The organism is Streptomyces sp. NBC_00597 (assembly GCF_041431095.1).
Taxonomy (GTDB): domain Bacteria; phylum Actinomycetota; class Actinomycetes; order Streptomycetales; family Streptomycetaceae; genus Streptomyces.
Window position 1 is genome coordinate 2728281 of the sequence record NZ_CP107757.1, and the last position, 17963, is coordinate 2746243.

Sequence of the window (17963 nt, forward strand, 5' to 3'; positions counted from 1 at the left end):
GCCGGTCACTGCGCTCCTCCTTCGGTCACCACGGTCCCGGCGCCCCGTCCACCGCCTGCGGGATCGGTATCGGGGTCGGCCGCGGGCGGGGACGCCGGGCGGGTCGGGCGGGCGGCTGCGACGGTGGCCCAGAGGATCCAGGGGACGGCGAGGAGGGCACGGATCCAGGCGGGGCCGACGGGGATCCAGGGGATCATCAGGACGGCCTTGTCGAAGGCGTCCAGGAGGGTGAGCGCCGCCAGCAGCAGGGTCAGCCGCGCCAGCCAGGGGCGGGTGGGCCGCAGGGCGATGCCCGCGCCCGTCCACCACAGGCCCAGCAGGAGCAGCGCCAGGGCCGGGACGAAGGTGCCGACGAGGGGCGTGGTGGAGCCGGCCACGTCCAGGGCCAGCCCGGCCAGGCCCAGCAGCGAGGCAGCCGTGCCCAGCCGGGAGCCGCGCAGGCGGCGCCGCCACAGCACCCCGCCCACCAGCGCCAGCACCGCCGCCGCCGCCAGCGCGATCTGGGTCTCCACCCGCTCCAGGCCGCGTGCGCCGTACCAGTCGCAGCCGGCCGGGAGCTTGCGCGCCTGGACGCTGTAGTCGGCGCAGACCAGCAGCTGGGCGAGTTTGACGGGCTCGCCCACCAGCCGGGCCGAACCGCCCGACACCGCGCCTCGGCGCTCGCCGCACTCGGGGAGCGTGCCCGGGGTGGAGCCGGCGGGTCCGGACTGCCAGCAGTTTCCGCGGCCCTGGCCGTCCCACCAGACGTCCATGCCGTTGGGACGGTCGGCGCCGGACTTGTCCTTGCCGAGCACGTTCCCGGCGTAGCGGTTGTGGTGGGAGGTGTCGGCCTGCTTCGACCACTTCTCCTCACCGCGGATGAACGCGGGGACCGCCGAGAGGAAGAAGCCCGCGCGCCGGTGCCCGTACACCCAGTTGTTCTCGTAGACGTTCCAGTTGCCGCCCGCGGTGATGATGCCGGTGCCCGGCGGCATGGAGATCTGCGGGCAGACCACCCCCTGCTCGTAGCCGCGCTCGATCGGCGGTTTGGCGCAGGTGCCGTCGGCGACGTACCCGTAGTAGTCGGCATTGTTGTCGTGGATCAGGTTCCGTTCGAACCTGGCGTGGTTCTGCGGGAGCCCGGGGTGCCCGGGGAAGGCGCTGTCCATCGAGGCGCCGCCCATGTTCTGGTCGAACTCGTTGTCGTGCACCCAGACCGAGTCGCCCGCGGTGCCGGAGTAGCCCACCATGTTGTGGTGGCTGTGGCAGCCCGTGATCTCGATGGAGTAGCGCGGGACCTCGTAGCCGCGGCCGTCGTTGATGTTGGAGGCGCTGCCGGGGTAGATGCCGGAGTCGCCGTTCCCGTACGACTCGCAGTTCTTGTAGAGCCCGTGGTCGCTGGCGAAGGTCAGGAAGCCGTACTCGTCGTTCCAGCGGGTCAGTACGTCGTCGATGACGAACCCGTCGCCCGCGAGGACGTACAGCGAGTTGAAGGTGGTGCGCTGCGCGGTGAAGTTGCGGAAGTAGATGCCGTTCGACTTGTCGGCGCGGATGGCGTTCAGCTTCTGGTACTTGGCGTCGATGACGACGTCGAGGCGGGTGGCGCCGGTGCCCTCGATCTGTAGGTCCGTCTTGCCGAGGACGGCGACGAGGTTCTGGTTGTGCCGGCACTGCACCTGCTGCTCGTAGCTGAGGATCTGGTAGCCGAGCGCGGAGTTGGGGGCCTTGAGCGCGGCGCACTCCCCCGCCGGCTTCGGCAGTGAGGGCTCCTCCTCGTACAGGCCGGGGAGGATCGCGATGTTCATGCCGGGCCGGTCCACCGCGTCGACGGCTTCCTGGAGGTGCCGGTAGCCGCTCTTCTCGCAGCGCTCGTACAGGGCGAGGTTGCGCTGCTTCAGCTCCTCGGGGAAGGCGGATATCCGGCGTTCGAAGGCGGGCCGGTCGGTCTTGCAGACCAGCAGGTCGGGCTCGGCCTTCCGGTACTGCGGCACGGACCCGGAGCCGTCGGGCAGGGTCACGGGGCGCTCCTCGTGCGCGCGTGCGGCGGGCGCGGCGGCGAAGAGGGACACGAGGGCGAGGAGGGCGGCGAGGAGCGCCGCCGGCACGGCAGGGAACCTGCGGGTCCACGACATGCGCGTGAGAGTAGAGCAATGTTCATCTTTTTGGATCCCCCGCGGCACCGCCAATCGGCACGACGCACCCGCCCCGGCCTCCCCCACCGGCCCGATCCGGCCAGGCAGCCCGGGGAGCCATTGACGCGCGCGCCGCGGAATCCTACTGTCAACCATAGGATTCCTTCGACAGTCACAGAGCGGGAGCACCCATGAGCGAGCAGGCCAGGAAGACGGCGGAGGCACTGGAATACCTCACCGGCTTCGGCAACGAGCACAGCTCGGAAGCCGTCCCCGGCGCCCTGCCGCCCGGCCGCAACTCGCCCCAGCGCGCACCCCTCGGCCTGTACGCCGAGCAGCTCAGCGGCAGCGCCTTCACCGAGCCCCGCAACCACAACCGCCGCTCCTGGCTCTACCGCATCCGCCCCTCGGCGGCCCACCCGCCGTTCGCCCGGATCGACAACGGCGCCCTGCGCTCCGCACCCTTCACCGAGGCCCCCGCGGACCCCAACCGGCTCCGCTGGAACCCGCTGCCCGACCCGGCCCCCGGCACCGACTTCCTGGCGGGCCTGTGGACCCTCGGCGGCAACGGCGACACCACCCAGCGCAGCGGCATGGCCATCCACCTCTACTCCGCCAACGCCTCCATGACCGACCGGGTGTTCAGCGACTCCGACGGCGAGCTGCTGATCGTCCCCGAGCGCGGCGGCCTGTTGCTGCGCACCGAGCTCGGCCTGCTCAGCGCCGGCCCGGGCGAGGTCGCCCTGATCCCCCGCGGCGTGCGCTTCCGGGTGGAGCTGCTGGACGACGACGCCCGCGGGTACGTCTGCGAGAACTACGGCCGCCCCTTCGAGCTGCCCGACCTTGGCCCCATCGGCGCCAACGGCCTCGCCGCCGCGCGCGACTTCCGGGCCCCGGTGGCCGCGTACGAGGACGTCGAGCGCCCGACCGAGGTGATCAACAAGTTCTGCGGCAACCTCTGGGCCGCCACCCACGACCACTCCCCGCTCGACGTGGTCGCCTGGTACGGCACGCACACCCCGTACGTGTACGACCTGCGTCGTTTCAACGTCCTGGGCTCCATCAGCTACGACCACCCGGACCCGTCGATCTTCACCGTGCTGACCTCGCCCTCCGACACCCCGGGGCTCGCGGGCGTGGACTTCGTGGTCTTCGCCCCGCGCTGGCTGGTCGGCGAGGACACCTTCCGCCCGCCGTACTTCCACCGGAACGTCATGAGCGAGTACATGGGCCTGATCGAGGGCGCCTACGACGCCAAGGCGGAAGGCTTCGTCCCCGGCGGCGGCTCGCTGCACAACATGATGTCCGCGCACGGACCGGACCGGGAGACCTTCGACCGGGCGAGCGCCGCCGAGCTGAAGCCGCAGAAGATCGACGACGGCCTGGCCTTCATGTTCGAAACCCGCTGGCCGATCACCGCCACCACCCAGGCGGCCGGCGCCGATCACCTCCAGCGCGGATACGACGACGTCTGGCAGGGTCTCCAGCGGCACTTCCGCGCCTAGTATCGCTACGCGCCACGCACAGCGCGCCGTGTGTCACGCACGGCGCCCCGCGCGCCCCACGCCCCGTCCGTACGGAGAACCACCCGTGACCGCCTTCGCCCCCGACTCGCTCGTGCTCAACCGGAAGCTGCCGCTCTGGTACCAGGTGTCGCAGTCGCTGCGCGCCTCGATACTGGGGCGCACCCCGGACGCCTCGCTGCGCCTGCCCACCGAGGAGCAGCTCGCCGAGCACTACGGGGTGAGCGTGCTGACCATGCGCCAGGCGCTCAAGGAGCTGGAGGGCGAGGGGCTGATCAGCCGGCACCGGCGGCGCGGCACGTTCATCGAGCCGGGTGCTCGGCGCGGGGCGCCGGTGCGCCTGTTGGGTTCGGTCGACGCCATCGTCGCGCAGCAGTCGGGCGACCGCACGACGGTCCTCGGCCATGAGCGGACGGTCGTGTCCGGGGAGCTGCTGGAGCACTTCCCGGACACGGCCGAGGTGGTCACGTACCGCCGGCTGCGCCATGACGGCGAGAGCGGCGAGCCGACCAACTGGGTGGAGAACGCGGTCCGCCCGGAGGTGGCCGAGGCGGTGGACCTGGCCGATCTGGCCCGCTGGCCGATGACGAAGGTGCTGCGTGACGTGGTGGGAGTGAAGATCAGCAGGATCACGGACACGGTCGAGGCGCGGCTGGCCGACCCGGAGACGGCCGAGCTGCTCCAGGTGCCGCTGCTCAGTCCGATCCTGCACTACACGGGCGTGACGTACGACGAGGACGGCCGGGTCGTGGACGTGGCGCGGATCCGGTACCGGGGCGACCGGTTCTCGTTCACGGTCACCGTCGACGCCACCTGACCCTTCGACGCCACGCGACCGCTCGACGCCGGCCGACCGTCCCCGCAGGACGCGACGCTACTTCTCCTCGTCGTCCCTGCTGCGTTCGCCCTCCGCCTGCGACGGCGTGGTCCGCGTCGTCTGCGGGTGGTGCCGCTGCATCTTCTCCTTCTCGTCCATGTCCTCGTCGAGCCGCTCGCCCTCGGCCTGCGACGGAGTCGAGTATTCGTCGTACTGACTCATGACCGCCTCCTCGCCATCGGAACCCAGCCGTACGGAACACCGAACATATCCGTACATAGGGAGCGTATCTCTTCGGCCCGCGCGCAGCCCGGTCGCCGCCGCCCGTCGCTACCATCTGCCGGGTGAGCGAAGACGTACCGCTGCTGGACGATCTGATGCCCTGGGCCGTGGGCGGCCTGCGCCTGGGCCGGGCCTGGGTGGCGGCCCCCGACCCCGCGGCCCTGCGCGCCCGCTGGGCGGCCCTGACCGGCGCCGAAGGGTCCGAGCGGGACCGGCTGTTCCGCCCGACCCGGACCCGTACGCCCACCACCGGGGCGGCCGCGCTGCCCGGACAGCGCTCGCCGTCGACCGCCCGCTTCGCCGATGCGCCGGGCCCCTGCCCCGACCCCGTACGGGTGCTGCGCGACCCCTTCGACGAGCAGTGGCTGCTGCCCGACCAGCGGCTCATCGACACGGCCCGGCCGGAGCTGTGGCGGGTCCTCGACGAACACCAGCTCTTCGCCGTCGAGACCCCGGAGCTGCTGGTCACCGCCCACCTCCCGGCCGGCCGCCTGGGCCGGATCCGCCCGCTGCACCGGCGCCCCGGCGGCGCCGAGCCCAATTTCGCGCCGGGCCTGCTGCCGCTGCTGGGCGAGCGCTACGACTGCCCGGTGACCCCGCAGGACGTGCTGTGCTGGATCCTCGCGGCGGGCCGCCCCGGGCCCCGCGGGTACGAGGTCCCGCTCACCGCCGACCCCGGGCGCTGGCGGGCCGGGCTGAAGCTGGGGCACCGGCTGCTCACCGTCCAGCTGCGCGGCGGGCCCGGCGCCGAGCCGCCCCGGCTGCCCGGCGGGCGGCGCCCGTACGTGCGCTCGGCGGTGCAGGCCTGGCCGGAGGGGCTCACGTACGACGCGGAGAGCGAGACCTTGAGCCTGGGGGCCGGGACGGTCTCCCCCGTGCCGCCGGGCGCCTGGGAGTACGAGGTGCAGGGCGGCACGCGCGTGCTGGAGGCCTGGTTCGCCGCCCGCACCGCCCACCGGGACCCGCAGGCCGACGGGCTGGAGGCGATCGGTCCGGCCGAGTGGCCGCAGGCCTGGACCTCGGAGCTACTGGCACTGGTGACCACGTTGGCGCTGCTGGCCGATCTGGCTCCGGAGCGGGCGGCTTTCACCCCCGGGCCGCTGCTGCCGGCGGCTGCGGGAGTACTGCCGCCGCCGCGCTGGGCCCGGCGCCCGGCCTCCGTTCTGGACCACCAGGAGGAGGGCCCGGGGGGCCAGTTCGCCCTGCTCTGACCCAAACACCGCCACCCCACCCCCGCTGCACCCGACCGAGCACAGGCCGGGCACAGGCCGAGCACAGGCCGAGCGCAGGCCGGACCCCGCCGAGCCCGGGCCGGTGCCAGGCCGGATCCCCACCGGGCGCACGCCGGGCCTGACCCCGACCGGGCACGGGCCGAGCGCAGCCGGGCGCACGCCGGGCCTGCCCCCGACCACGCACAGGCCGGACCGGGCCGGACCCCGACCGAGCCCGGGCCGGGCCGCGGTCAGCCCTGTGTCGGTTCCCAGGCCCCGAGGAGGCGGGACACCGAGCGGTCGAAGACCGCGGCGAGGCCGGACGCCGCCTCCGACACCGGATGGGCGCCCGTGAGCGCCGCCGCCAGCAGGGGGTACTCCCCCGTCGCCAGCCGGGAGACCAGCCAGGCCGTGCGTACGCCCTCCTCGGCGGTCTCGCTCCACGGCAGCGACCGGGCCCGCTCGGCCAGGGCCAGCTCGCTCGCCACGAAGGTGGCCACCGTGCCGTTGACCGCGGCGACGAGTTCCAGCTTCTGCGGACCGGAGACCTCCAGCGGGACCAGGCAGTCCAGGCTGTGCTCCAGGTAGCGCAGGGCGTTCGGGCTGAAGCCGTACACGGGCGACAGCAGCCGGGGCAGCCAGGGGTGGCGGTGCATCAGCTCCCGCGTCTGGCGGGCGAGCGCAAGCAGGTCGGCCCGCCAGTCCCCGGTCGGCGGGGTCAGTTCGTACTCCCCGCTGACCGCGTCGACCATCAGCTCGTACAGGTCCTCCTTGCGCGGCACGTAGTTGTAGAGGGACATCGTCCCGGCGCCGATCCCGGCGGCCACCCGCCGCATGGAGACGGCCTCGATCCCCTCCGCGTCCGCGATCCGCACGGCCTCGGCCGCGATGGACTCGCGGGTGTGCGCGGGCCGGGGTCCGCGTCCGGCGCGGCCCGGGCGGGCCCAGATCACTTCGGGTTGGGCGGGTCGCCCGCTCGCTGCCATCACTCGATCACCTCGCCCTCATCCTAGTTACGTACACCGTACGGAGTGAGGTAGGGTCCTCCACATGACAACTACGTACGCTGTACTGAGTGAGGGTTTGGAGAAGCGCTTCGGCAAGGTGCACGCCCTGCGCGGCCTCGATCTGGCCGTGCCGGAGGGCTCGGTCTGCGGCCTCCTCGGCCCCAACGGGGCCGGAAAGACCACGGCCGTACGGATCCTTGCCACGCTGACCCGGCCCACCGGCGGACGCGCCCTCGTCGCCGGCCACGACGTCACGCGCGATCCGGCCGCCGTCCGCCGCGCCATCGGCGTCACCGGCCAGTACGCCTCCGTCGACGGGGACCTGACGGGCCGCGAGAACCTGCGGCTCTTCGCCCGCCTCGCGGGACTGCGCGGAGCGGCCGCGCGGACCCGCGCCGACGGGCTACTGGAGCGCTTCGGCCTCACCGAGGCCGCCGACCGGGTGACCTCCACCTGGTCCGGCGGGATGCGCAGGCGCCTCGACCTGGCCGCCGGGCTGATCACCCACCCCCGGGTGCTGTTCCTCGACGAGCCCACCACCGGCCTCGATCCGGCGGCCCGCGAGCACATCTGGACGGCCGTACGGGCGCTCGCCGAGGAGGGCACGACCGTCCTGCTCACCACCCAGTACCTGGAGGAGGCCGACCGTCTCGCCGACGACATCGTGGTCGTGGACCGCGGCCGGGCCGTCGCCACCGGCACCCCGGACGAGCTCAAGTCCCGGATCGGCGCGTACGCCGAAGTGACCGTCGCCGAGGCCGCGGCACTCGACGGCGCGGCCGTCGTACTCGACCAGCTGACCGGCGGGCGGCCCGTACTCGACCGGCAGTGCCTGACCGCCGGGGTGACGACCACGGACCGGGAGCTCACCCTGCCCCGGATCATCCGCGCGCTCGACCGGGCCGGGGTCCCGGTCACCGACGCGAGTCTGCGTCCCCCCACCCTCGACGAGGTGTTCCTGCGCCTCACCCGGAGCCCCCTCGCGCAGAAGGAGCACGCGGCATGAGCACCCTGCTGTCGGACGGCGGCGCCGTCTTCACCCGCCAGTTGCAGAAGGCCCGGCACGCGCCCGCGCTGCTGGTCCTCACGCAGACCATGCCGATCACGATGCTGCTCTTCTTCGGGTACGTGTTCGGCAGCGCGCTCGCCATGCCCGGCTCCGAGTACCGCGAGTTCCTGGTGCCCGGGCTGCTCGCCGCGACCGCCGCGAACGGCCTGATGACGGGCATGTTCACGGCCGCGCAGGACGTCCACCGTGGGGTGACGGACCGCTTCCGCTCGCTACCGATGAGCCGCGCGGCCGTACCGCTCGGGCAGACGGCCGCCGATCTGCTGACCACGGCGGTCTCCATGGTGCCGGTGATGCTAGTGGGGCTCGCGATGGGCTGGCGGATCGAGAACGGGCTCCCGGGCGCACTGGGGGCGTTCGGCGTGCTGCTGCTGTTCCGCTTCGCGACGGCATGGGTGGGGACGTACCTCGGCCTGCTCAGTCGGAGCGAGGAGGCGGCGGGCCAGCTCGGCAGCGCCACCTTCGTACTGCCGATGCTGTCCAGCGCGTACCTGCCGACCGCCGGACTGCCCGGATGGCTGCGCGCGGTCGCCGAGTGGAACCCGATCAGCGCCGTCGCCACGGCGGTGCGCTCGCTGTGCGGGAACGCCGGTGGCGAGGCCGCGGCGGGCGCCGCGTGGCCGGCGGCGCACCCGGTCGCGGGAGCCGTCGCCTGGTCGCTGCTCCTGCTGGTCCTCTGCGCGCCGCCGGCCGCGCGCAGGTTCGCGCGCGGCCAGGACTGAGAGCCGCGCCCGCCGCGACTGAGACCGGCGCCACAGGCGGACGAACCGTGAAAAGCAGGGGATGTCGGCGCCCCGTGTGGTGACAGGCCGGGGGCCGGGCAGGTAGGCAGGCTGTCATGACATCCGACTCACCCGTGCCCGCGCACCCCGTCGACCCCCTGCCGCTCGACGGTGTCACCGTCGTCGCCGTCGAACAGGCCGTCTCGGCCCCTTTCGCCACCCGCCAGCTCGCCGACCTCGGAGCCCGGGTGATCAAGGTCGAGCGGCCCGACGGCGGCGACTTCGCGCGCGCCTACGACACCACTGCGCACGGACTGGCCTCGCACTTCGTCTGGGCCAACCGCGGCAAGGAGTCGATCGCGCTCGACCTGAAGGACCCGCGCGGCCTGGAGGTGCTGCACGAACTGCTCGCCGGCGCCGACGTCTTCGTGCAGAACCTCGCCCAGGGGGCCGCGGCCCGGCTCGGCCTCGATTCGGCCTCGCTGTGCGAGCGCTACCCGCGGCTGGTCGCCGTCGACATCTCCGGGTACGGGTCCGAGGGCCCGTACGCCCACAAGCGCGCCTACGACATGCTCGTGCAGTGCGAGGCGGGGCTGGTCTCGGTGACCGGCACGCCGGAGCAGCCCGTCAAGGCGGGCATTCCGGCGGCGGACATCGCGGCGGCCATGTACGCCTTCTCCGGGGTCCTCGCGGCCCTTCTGCGCCGCGGGACGACCGGGCGCGGGGGCCGGGTGGAGGTCTCGATGCTCGACGCGCTGGCCGAATGGATGGGGCATCCGCTGCACCACACCATGCACGGCGGGGAGCAGCCGGTGCGCACGGGCCTCGCGCACGCCGTCATCGCCCCGTACGACGCCTACCCGACGGCGGACGGGGACCGGGTGCTGTTGTCGGTGCAGAACGACCGCGAGTGGCGTCGGCTCGCAGAACAGGTGTTGGAGCGGCCCGAGTTGGCCGAGGATCCGGCGTACGCGACGAACGCGGCGCGCACCCGGGGGCGGGAGAAGACCGATGCGGTGGTCGCCGAGGCGCTGGCCCGGCTGGGCGCGGACGAGGCGGTCGAGCGGCTGGAGGCGGCGGGCATCGCGTGCGCACGGCTGAACTCGGTGGCCCGGCTCGCACAGCATCCGCAGCTGGCCGCACGGGACCGCTGGCGGGAGGTGGGATCACCGGCGGGTCCGCTACGGGCACTGCTGCCGCCGATCGGCCTGCCGGGTGGCGCGGCACCGCACATGGGTGCGGTGCCCGCGCTCGGCGAACACACCGAGGCCCTGCTGCGCGCCCTGGGGATGACGGGCGCACAGATCACGACACTGCGCCGGGATGGTGTGGTTGCGTAGGGCCGGGGGCGAAACCTTGAGGAGTCGGGGACGGTTGTTACGAGCGGCGGCTACCGAAGAGCGTGCGACGCAGACGGCGCAGCGGCGCGAAGAGCGAGACGCGCGCGCTCCGGCTCCGCAGGCGGTGCGTGTGGTCGCGAGAGGTGAGTTCGCGCATCAGCAGCGTCGCCTCGGCCGTCTCGCGGTGGGGGACGGCAGGTCCGCCCAGCACGGCGAGGTGGCGGTCGAGGCGCGAACTGGTCGCACTACTGCCGCACGTGATGGCAGGCACGCGTGGCGGCCTGCTGCGCATTGCTATCTGTTCCATGTTCTCTCCCCACCCGTACGAGGGCACCCGGCCCGGGCAGGGTAACCCTATCGCCCCCACGTCGTGCTCGGGTATCCCGGTGGTGTGAATTACCCCTATAGCGACGGGGAGTTGACGATTACTCAGCGGAGTCATCCGTCACTCTCCGCAGGTAAGGGGGGCCTTCGGGGGGCGCCGCGCGGGTCGTGCGCGGACCGGGGCCACATCGCGCGCGCTGCGCTAACTTGGAGTGATCGCCCGCCGACACACGGACACACCAGGGGGCTCGCGTGAGTGACGAAATCGGCGGGGCGGGCGGGGAATCCGCTGCGGACCGTGTCATCTCGGGCCGGTACCGGCTGATCGACGTGCTGGGCCGGGGCGGCATGGGCATCGTGTGGCGGGCCCGTGACGAAGTACTGGGCCGCGAGGTCGCCGTCAAAGAGGTCCGGCCTCCGACGGGGCTGGACGGCGCCGCGATCGGCCGGATGTACCGGCGGCTCGAACGGGAGGCCTGGGCGGCAGCCCGGGTCTCGCACCGCGGGGTCGTCACGGTCTACGACGTGGTGACCGAGGACGGCCGGCCCTGGATCGTGATGGAGCTGGTGCGCGGGCTGTCGCTGGCCGACGTACTGGAGGCCGAGGGGCCGCTCACCCCGCAGCGGGCCGCGCACCTCGGGGAGCAGGTGCTGGCCGCGCTGCGCGCCGCGCACGAGGCCGGGGTGTTGCACCGGGACGTCAAGCCCTCCAACGTGCTGATCGCCAACGACGGCCGGATGGTGCTGAGCGACTTCGGGATCGCCAGCCTGGAGGGATCGTCGACGATCACGATGACGGGCGAGGTGGTGGGCTCCCCCGAGTTCCTCGCACCGGAGCGGGCGCTGGGGCGCGATCCGGGGCCCGAATCGGACCTGTGGTCGCTCGGGGTGATGTTGTACGCCGCCGTCGAAGGGGTTTCGCCGTTCCGGCAGGACACCCCGCTCTCGACGCTGCGGGCGGTGGTGGACGAGGAGCTGCCGCCACCGCACCGGGCGGGCCCGCTGACCCCGGTGCTGGAGGGGCTGCTGCGCAAGGACCCGGCGGAGCGGCTGCCCGCGGCGGAGGCGGCCCGGATGCTGCGGATCGTCGGGGCGGGCGGGACCCTGCGGGGCTCCGGCGGCGCGGTGTCCGGGCCGGACTCCCCGACGGCCACGGCGCACCACCGGGCCGGCCCGCAGGACGGGCCGTACGGGCGCGACCGGCGCGACGGGCCGACCCCGCCGATGCCGGTGCCGATGACCGATCCGGCGTCGGGTACCGCTGCGGCCGGGGCCGCGGGCGGCGGGGCGCCGCGCGAGGGGCGGGCCGGGCTGGTGCTGACCGTCGGGATCATCGTGCTGCTGCTGGCGGTGGTCGCGTTGGGGTGGCTGCTGCTCAAGGACCGCGGCGACACGGGCGGGAGCGGGGGCACCGGCCCGACGGGTCCGGTCACCACGGCGGCCGGGACGTCCACGGAGCCGTCCGCCTCACCGTCGCCGTCACCGTCCGCCACGCCGTCGCCGTCGCCGTCCGCTTCGCCGTCGGCCACGCCCGCGCCGCACTTCGCCGTGGCGGTGCACGCCGTACGGGCGGACTACCGGGGGACGTGCCCGCCCGATGCGGCGCGGGCGCCCGCCTTCACGGCGACCGTCGAGGCGGACCGTACGCCCGCCGTACTGGAGTACCGCTGGGCGACGCGCAGCGGGGTCACCTCCGACCCCGGCTGGCAGTCCGTCACGTACGGGGCGGACGGGCCCCGGAGCCGGCAGCTGGACCACACCGAGCTCACGTACTACCCGAACGCGACCTTCGACGACGCGGTCCGGCTGGAGGTGAGGGGGGCCGCACCGGCGGTTTCGGACTGGGTGGAGTTCTCCGTGACGTGCGAAGAGGGGGAGGGGGAACCCCCGACGGACGGGGCCTCCCCCTCCCCCGGGCCGAGCGGTTCACCGGCCCCGGTGTCGGCGGGGCCGGCGACCCCGGCGGCCACCACCGAGCCGGTGGCCGCGGGGCCCGGGGCTGCGGAGTCCGAGGCCGCGGGCCCGGACGCCACTGCCTCGTGACCGCCCGGTCAGGCGGCGTTGGTGAAGACGGGCAGGTAGCCACCGGACTGTCCGGCGGCCGTGGGGTGGTACGACTCGCCGATGTTGAGCCAGTTGAGGCTGTGCAGCCACGCGTCGGCGGAGCAGATCTCGTGGCCGGTGAAGGCGCCGGCGACCGAGGCGAAGGTGAAGCCGTGGTCGGCGGCGCGTTTGGCGATGGCGGCGTTCAGGTAGTCGGCCGCACCGTTGATGGCGGAGCGCTCGCCCTCCGTGAGGCCGGTGACGCAGGTTCCGTTCAGCTTGTAGAAGCGGGGATAGCCGAGGACGACGACGTGCGCGCCCGGCGCCCGGCCGTGGATGGCGTCGTAGACCTGGTCGAGCTGGCCGGGGAGGGTGGAGTCGACGTACGCCTTGGCCTGGTTGACGCGACTGACGCAGGTGGACTCGGACTGGAGCACACAGGTCGTCATGACGTCGGAGAATCCTGCGTCGTTGCCGCCGATGGTGATGCTGACCAGGTCGGTGCCGGAGTTCAGCGGACCGAGCTGCCCGGAGAGGACGTCACCCGTACGGGCGCCGGAGCAGGCGGTGAAGGAGAAGGTCTGCGGGGAGTGGGCGGCGGCCCACAGGGCCGGGTAGGCGCGGGAGGTGCGCTTGCAGTTGCCGCTCCCGCTGTCGTAGTTGCCGGCGCCGACGCCGGAGGAGTACGAGTCGCCGAGGGCGACGTAGCCGAAATCGGCCGTGGCGGCGGCCGCTTGTCCGGTGCCGAACAGGGCGGCGCCCGCGGCGAGTAAGAGGGAGGAGGTCAGGGCGGCGAAGCGCGACATCTTCATGCTCATGTGTGCGGCTCCTTGTGGGGGTTACTCCTGAGTCCGTGGTACTGGGAGCCGGGGTTGGCCGGAAGTGTTCATGCCAAGAATTTTCGGCGTGGAGTTGCGACCCGAATCTTCACCACCGGCGCGTTTGAAGAGGGAACCCGGGCACCCGATCCGGCGAAACACGGGTGCACGAGGTCACTTCGTGCCGGATCATGGGCGCCATGCCAGCCAACCCGCATGACGCGCTGCCGATCCGGCTCAACGTCGACGACAGCGATTCGCCGTCGGATGTCGTCGACGCGCTGTTCCTCGGCCGGTTCGCCTCCGGCGAGCAGCCGTACTCGCACAGCGTGACGATCGAGCGGGTGAAGGCGGAGGCGACCTTGCTGCCGCCCGAGGCCACAGTGCTGCGCTCGGCGCGCGACTCCGACCGCAGCGCCACCCTCGCGGAGGGCGAGGGCTGGACGATGCTCGTCTCCCGCTGGAGCCGCGGCGCGGACGTCACAGTGACGGCGGTCAGCGACGAACTCGCCGCCGGCGTGCTCGGCGAGGCCACGGAGGGGGTGCAGGACGAACCCGAACCGCAGCCGGAGAACGTCACCATGGGGTTCTGGTACGTCTCCCCCCGCCGCGGCCCGTACCGGACGACCCGCCAGATCGCCGCCGGGACCTGGGCGGAGGTGCGGCCCAACTACACGGCGCCGGTGGCCGGGGCGATGGACCGGCTGATGAAGGTGACCCCGGACGACATCGCGGGGCGGCTGCTCCTGCTGCACGGCCCGCCGGGCACCGGCAAGACCTCCGCACTGCGGACGCTGGCCCGGTCGTGGCGGGACTGGTGCCAGGTGGACTGCGTCCTGGACCCGGAGCGGCTGTTCAACGACGTGGGCTACCTGATGGACATCGCGATCGGCGAGGACGAGGGCACGGCGAAGGGCCGCTGGCGGCTGCTCCTACTGGAGGACTGCGACGAGCTGATCCGCGGCGAGGCCCGGCACACGGCCGGCCAGGCGCTGTCGCGGCTGCTGAACCTGACGGACGGGCTGCTGGGGCAGGGCCGCAACGTGCTGGTCGGGGTGACCACCAACGAGGACCTGGAACGGCTGCACCCGGCGGTGGTCCGGCCGGGCCGCTGCCTGGCCCGCATCGAGGTGGGCCGCCTGACGCACGGCGAGGCGGTGGACTGGTTGGGCACGGACGAGGGGGTCTCGCGCGAGGGCGCCACGCTGGCCGAGCTGTTCGCGCTGCGACGGGGCGCGGGCCCCGCGTCGCTGCTGCCGCCGCAGGGCCAGCACGACCCGGAGGCGGGCCTGTACCTGTAGCCGGCCCGTCCCGGGCGGAGCCGTGGGCGGGGCGGGGGCCGGCCGGACCCGTACGCCGACGACAATGGGCCCCGGCCCGGGGAGAGTCCCGGGGACACCGAACAGGAGCGTGCACGTGCCCGAGCCGGCGCAGGAGAACCCGTACCCCGACAGCCAGGTCCTCGGCGAGGGCCCGGAGCCGCACCCCCAGCTGAAGCCCGTCCTGCACCTCCTGGGCCGCTGGCACGGCAGCGGTGCGGGCGAGTACCCGACGCTGGAACAGGACTTCCGGTACGAGCAGGAGATCACCTTCAGCCACGACGGCCGGCCGTTCCTGCGCTACGAGTCGCGCGCCTGGCTGGTCGACGGGTCCGGCACGGCCCTGCGCCCCTCGGGGCGGGAGTCCGGGTGGTGGCGCATCCTGCCCGACGCCTCCGTGGAGGTGGTCCTCGCGCACCCGACCGGCATCGTGGAGACGTACGTCGGCCGGGTCTCCGGCGCGGAGATCGAGATGGCCACCGACACCGTGGCCCGCACCCCGAAGGCCAAGGAGGTCACCGCGATGCGGCGCCGGTACGCCTTCCACGACGGGGAACTGACGGTCGAACAGGACATGGCGGCCATGGGACAGCCCCTCACCCACCACCTCCGGGCGCGGCTGCGCCCGTACGGGGGCTGAGGGGCCGGGGTTCTTCGGGCTACCGGCCGTACCGGGCGCGCAGGGCGTCCAGGGCGGCCGCCGTGGCCTCGTCGAAGCCCAGGCCCAGCCGCTTCGCGCGTTCCGCATAGGCCTGCGCGGCGGAGGCCGCCTCCCGGGCGGCCCCGTCGCCGGCGGCCGCGACGAAGGTCCCGTTCCGGCCCCGGGTCTCGATCACCCCGTCGCCCTCCAGGGCCCGGTAGGCCTTCGCGACCGTGTTCGCCGCCAGCCCCAGCTCCTCCGCGAGCCCGCGCACCGTCGGCAGCTTGTACCCGACCGGCAGGTCGCCGGCCCGCGCCGCCCCGGCGATCTGGGCGCGCAGCTGCTCGTAGGGGGCGGCCGCGCCGGCCGCACCGTCGATCCGGATCTTCAGGTTCGTCGAGGTCACCCCTGGATTCTCCCCCATCCGCCCTCTTTCTGTAGGCCCGCTTAGTGCTTCCTTAAGCGCACCCTAAAGATCTTCGCGGGGGCCTCGAAAGGGGCGGGAGCCGGGGTGCGGGGGGCTAGCTTGACGGGGCCGAGGAGGGCATGGGGCGGCGTCGGAACCCACGGGGGGCGGCGCCGCCCAGCCCGGTTCCCGGCGCACCGACGACCGCGATCCGCGCCCGCACCGCCGCTCCGAAGGAGATCCACTCATGCCCGCACGCCGCCGTACCGTGACCCGTATCGCCGCAGTCGGTCTCGCCCCGCTCGCGGTGGCCGCGTACGCCGCCGCACCGGCGGCCGCGCACGGCTCGATGACGGACCCGGTCAGCCGGGTGGCGGCCTGCTACGCGGAGGGGCCCGAGTCCCCGAAGTCGGCCGCCTGCAAGGCGGCGGTGGCGGCGAGCGGCGCGCAGGCGTTCTACGACTGGAACGCGGTGAACATCGCCAACGCGGCCGGCAACCACCGCTCGTTGATCCCGAACGGCCAGCTCTGCTCCGCCGGCAACGACAAGTACCGGGGCCTGGACCTGGCCCGCGCCGACTGGCCGGCGAGCCCGATGACCGCGGGCGAGCACACCTTCCGGTACAAGGGGACCGCCCCGCACAAGGGCTCCTTCGAGCTGTACGTCACGAAGGACGGCTACGACCCGGCCAAGCCGCTGAAGTGGTCGGACCTGGAGCCGGCGCCGTTCGCGAAGGCCACCGACCCGGGCATGCAGAACGGGGACTACGTGTTCTCCGGCAGCGTGCCGAACAAGTCCGGGCGGCACCTGATCTACAGCATCTGGCAGCGCTCGGACAGCCCGGAGGCCTTCTACACCTGCTCGGACGTGGTGTTCGGCAAGGACAGCGGCGGCAGCACGGGCACCGGGACCGGCACCGCCCCGAGCGCCAAGCCGAGTGCGCAGCCGAGCGCCAGGTCCTCCGCCGGCGGCCGCCCCTCGGCCGCGCCCAAGGCTCCGACGGACCAGCAGATCGCGGACGGGGAGAGCAAGTCCACCGTGGAGCACAACGGCCACGGTGACAACGACCCGAAGACGAACGGCAGTACCGCGCTCGCCCCGGTGCCTTCGGATTCCCCGGCGGGTACCGGCCTCGCCGCGACGGGGGGCAGCGCCGCCACCCCGTTGATCGCGATCGCCGGGGCGGGCGTGCTGGCCCTCGGGGCGGCCGTGCTGTTCGCCGTGGCCCGACGCCGTGCGACGACGCCGGGCCGCCACGGTCTCTAGCACGGCCCGTTCACCGGACCGGCCGCCTGTGCGTCGACGTCACTCGAAGACGGACGCGCAGGTGGTCCGGGTGGCGTGCGCCGGGTCGAGGGAGTTGAGCGCCTCGTGCCAGGCGATCCGGTCGGTGAGCCCGATGGCGACGTGCTCGGAGAGGTCCAGCGGGCACAGGTCCTGGAGCACGACGTTGCGTACGTTGGAGCCGGCCCCCTGGAGGAACGCGCTCCGGTAGGGCGTGACGACCTCGTCGTACTTGGTCGCGATGACCGTGTACTGGACCCCCGGCACGGTGTCCCCGACCGCGTTGAGCTTCGTCACGAACGCCGATCCGGCGATCTGGTCGGCCAGCCCCGGTGTCGCGGAGCTGATCAGGTCCTCGGCGCCGGGGAAGTACGGGAGCAGCTGGGTGAGCCCGTCCAGGGTGGTGCCGTGGTTGTCGGGGGCGAGCCCGATCAGTGCGTTGACCTTGGGGGCGCCGCCGAGGAACTTGAGGTAGTAGTTCGGCATCATGCCGCCCTGCGAGTGGCCGACGACGTCGGTCTTGGCGGCTCCGGTGGAGGCCAGCACCTTGTCGACGAACACGGCCAGCTGGCCGGCCGACTTGTCGATGGGGCCGAGCCCGTTGAAGAGGGGAACGCCGGGCAGCTGCCCGTAGTCGAGGGAGTAGACGCAGTACCCGCGGTGGACGAGGTACGGCGCGAATCCGAGCCAGTTGTCCACCGAGTTCCCGAAGGTGCCGTGGACGAGCACGACGGGGCGGGGATGGGCGGCCGAAGGTTTGCAGGACCAGTCGTTCCAGCCGCTGCTGGGTGCGTACGCGGCCTGCGCGGCGCCGGTGGGGGCGACGAGGGCGGCAGCGGCGAGGGTGAGGACGGCCAGCGGGCGGAGCAGGCGTCGCCAGGGCAGCATCGGGTGATCTCCTTGCGGGGTCAGGGAAATACGTGGGGGTTCGTCCCGTGATCCGGATCACAAGGGGGGGGATGCTTGCCGTCAAATTACGGGCGGGTAGCAAAACTTGGAAGTTACGCGTCAGTAAAAAATGCGTGTCGCCGCCCGCCCCGGCACGC

17 protein-coding genes are annotated in these 17963 nt (G+C 73.3%); 10 read left to right on the plus strand and 7 right to left on the minus strand.

The features are described 5' to 3' along the window. Nucleotides 1-5 precede the first annotated feature (5 nt). The gene (locus tag OG974_RS12075) at nucleotides 6-2111 is read right to left on the minus strand and encodes a right-handed parallel beta-helix repeat-containing protein (protein WP_328762274.1); all 2106 of its coding nucleotides are present in this window, start codon (nucleotides 2109-2111) and stop codon (nucleotides 6-8) included. Between the two features lie 191 nt (nucleotides 2112-2302). Between OG974_RS12075 and hmgA the strand changes: the two genes are divergently transcribed. Together hmgA and OG974_RS12085 are read left to right on the plus strand one after the other, a co-directional pair. Beyond that, nucleotides 2303-3616, plus strand: coding sequence for a homogentisate 1,2-dioxygenase (gene hmgA, locus OG974_RS12080; protein WP_328762276.1), 1314 nt, complete (start codon nucleotides 2303-2305; stop codon nucleotides 3614-3616). A gap of 85 nt (nucleotides 3617-3701) precedes the next feature. Next, the gene (locus OG974_RS12085) at nucleotides 3702-4451 is read left to right on the plus strand and encodes a GntR family transcriptional regulator (RefSeq protein ID WP_327282698.1); all 750 of its coding nucleotides are present in this window, start codon (nucleotides 3702-3704) and stop codon (nucleotides 4449-4451) included. Between the two features lie 57 nt (nucleotides 4452-4508). Here the strand turns inward: OG974_RS12085 and OG974_RS12090 are convergent, their stop codons facing one another. Next, nucleotides 4509-4673 (minus strand): hypothetical protein, encoded by a 165-nt coding sequence (locus OG974_RS12090; RefSeq protein ID WP_327282699.1) that lies wholly within the window; start codon nucleotides 4671-4673, stop codon nucleotides 4509-4511. A 155-nt stretch (nucleotides 4674-4828) separates the two neighbouring features. Between OG974_RS12090 and OG974_RS12095 the strand changes: the two genes are divergently transcribed. Beyond that, complete coding sequence (locus OG974_RS12095; protein ID WP_371646799.1) at nucleotides 4829-5944, plus strand: type ISP restriction/modification enzyme; 1116 nt, start codon at nucleotides 4829-4831, stop codon at nucleotides 5942-5944. Nucleotides 5945-6195: 251 nt separating this feature from the next. On the opposite strand, the gene OG974_RS12100 is transcribed toward OG974_RS12095, so the two are convergent. Then, entirely contained in the window at nucleotides 6196-6930 is a 735-nt protein-coding gene (locus OG974_RS12100) for a TetR/AcrR family transcriptional regulator (RefSeq protein WP_371646426.1), read from the minus strand. Nucleotides 6931-6994: 64 nt separating this feature from the next. Here OG974_RS12100 and OG974_RS12105 point away from each other — a divergent pair, with 64 nt between their 5' ends. The 3 genes from OG974_RS12105 (at nucleotide 6995) to OG974_RS12115 (ending at nucleotide 10082) form a co-directional block, all read left to right on the plus strand. Continuing rightward, on the plus strand, nucleotides 6995-7957 hold the full coding sequence (locus OG974_RS12105; RefSeq protein ID WP_327282701.1) for an ATP-binding cassette domain-containing protein: 963 nt from the start codon (nucleotides 6995-6997) through the stop codon (nucleotides 7955-7957). Next, the gene (locus tag OG974_RS12110) at nucleotides 7954-8742 is read left to right on the plus strand and encodes an ABC transporter permease (protein WP_327282702.1); all 789 of its coding nucleotides are present in this window, start codon (nucleotides 7954-7956) and stop codon (nucleotides 8740-8742) included. Before OG974_RS12105 ends, OG974_RS12110 begins: the two co-directional genes overlap by 4 nt. A 116-nt stretch (nucleotides 8743-8858) precedes the next feature. Beyond that, nucleotides 8859-10082, plus strand: coding sequence for a CaiB/BaiF CoA-transferase family protein (locus OG974_RS12115; protein WP_327282703.1), 1224 nt, complete (start codon nucleotides 8859-8861; stop codon nucleotides 10080-10082). A gap of 37 nt (nucleotides 10083-10119) precedes the next feature. Here the strand turns inward: OG974_RS12115 and OG974_RS12120 are convergent, their stop codons facing one another. After that, nucleotides 10120-10389, minus strand: a complete 270-nt coding sequence (locus OG974_RS12120) for a hypothetical protein (protein ID WP_076046471.1) — start codon at nucleotides 10387-10389, stop codon at nucleotides 10120-10122. A gap of 365 nt (nucleotides 10390-10754) precedes the next feature. Between OG974_RS12120 and OG974_RS12125 the strand changes: the two genes are divergently transcribed. Then, the gene (locus OG974_RS12125) at nucleotides 10755-12449 is read left to right on the plus strand and encodes a serine/threonine-protein kinase (protein WP_371646801.1); all 1695 of its coding nucleotides are present in this window, start codon (nucleotides 10755-10757) and stop codon (nucleotides 12447-12449) included. A gap of 8 nt (nucleotides 12450-12457) precedes the next feature. On the opposite strand, the gene OG974_RS12130 is transcribed toward OG974_RS12125, so the two are convergent. Then, nucleotides 12458-13261 carry an SGNH/GDSL hydrolase family protein gene (locus OG974_RS12130; RefSeq protein ID WP_328765161.1) on the minus strand — a complete coding sequence of 268 codons (804 nt, stop codon included), beginning with the start codon at nucleotides 13259-13261 and terminating at the stop codon, nucleotides 12458-12460. Between the two features lie 206 nt (nucleotides 13262-13467). On the opposite strand from OG974_RS12130, the gene OG974_RS12135 reads away from it, so the two are divergent. After that, nucleotides 13468-14568 (plus strand): DUF5925 domain-containing protein, encoded by a 1101-nt coding sequence (locus OG974_RS12135; protein ID WP_371646429.1) that lies wholly within the window; start codon nucleotides 13468-13470, stop codon nucleotides 14566-14568. A gap of 115 nt (nucleotides 14569-14683) precedes the next feature. Beyond that, complete coding sequence (locus OG974_RS12140; RefSeq protein WP_328762281.1) at nucleotides 14684-15226, plus strand: FABP family protein; 543 nt, start codon at nucleotides 14684-14686, stop codon at nucleotides 15224-15226. Nucleotides 15227-15245: 19 nt separating this feature from the next. On the opposite strand, the gene OG974_RS12145 is transcribed toward OG974_RS12140, so the two are convergent. Beyond that, a complete protein-coding gene (locus OG974_RS12145) occupies nucleotides 15246-15632 on the minus strand; it encodes a GntR family transcriptional regulator (protein ID WP_327282706.1) in 387 nt (128 codons plus the stop codon). Between the two features lie 247 nt (nucleotides 15633-15879). Here OG974_RS12145 and OG974_RS12150 point away from each other — a divergent pair, with 247 nt between their 5' ends. After that, a complete protein-coding gene (locus tag OG974_RS12150) occupies nucleotides 15880-16899 on the plus strand; it encodes a lytic polysaccharide monooxygenase (protein ID WP_327282707.1) in 1020 nt (339 codons plus the stop codon). Nucleotides 16900-16938: 39 nt separating this feature from the next. Here the strand turns inward: OG974_RS12150 and OG974_RS12155 are convergent, their stop codons facing one another. Continuing rightward, nucleotides 16939-17805 (minus strand): alpha/beta fold hydrolase, encoded by an 867-nt coding sequence (locus OG974_RS12155; protein WP_327282708.1) that lies wholly within the window; start codon nucleotides 17803-17805, stop codon nucleotides 16939-16941. Between the last annotated feature and the right edge of the window lie 158 nt (nucleotides 17806-17963).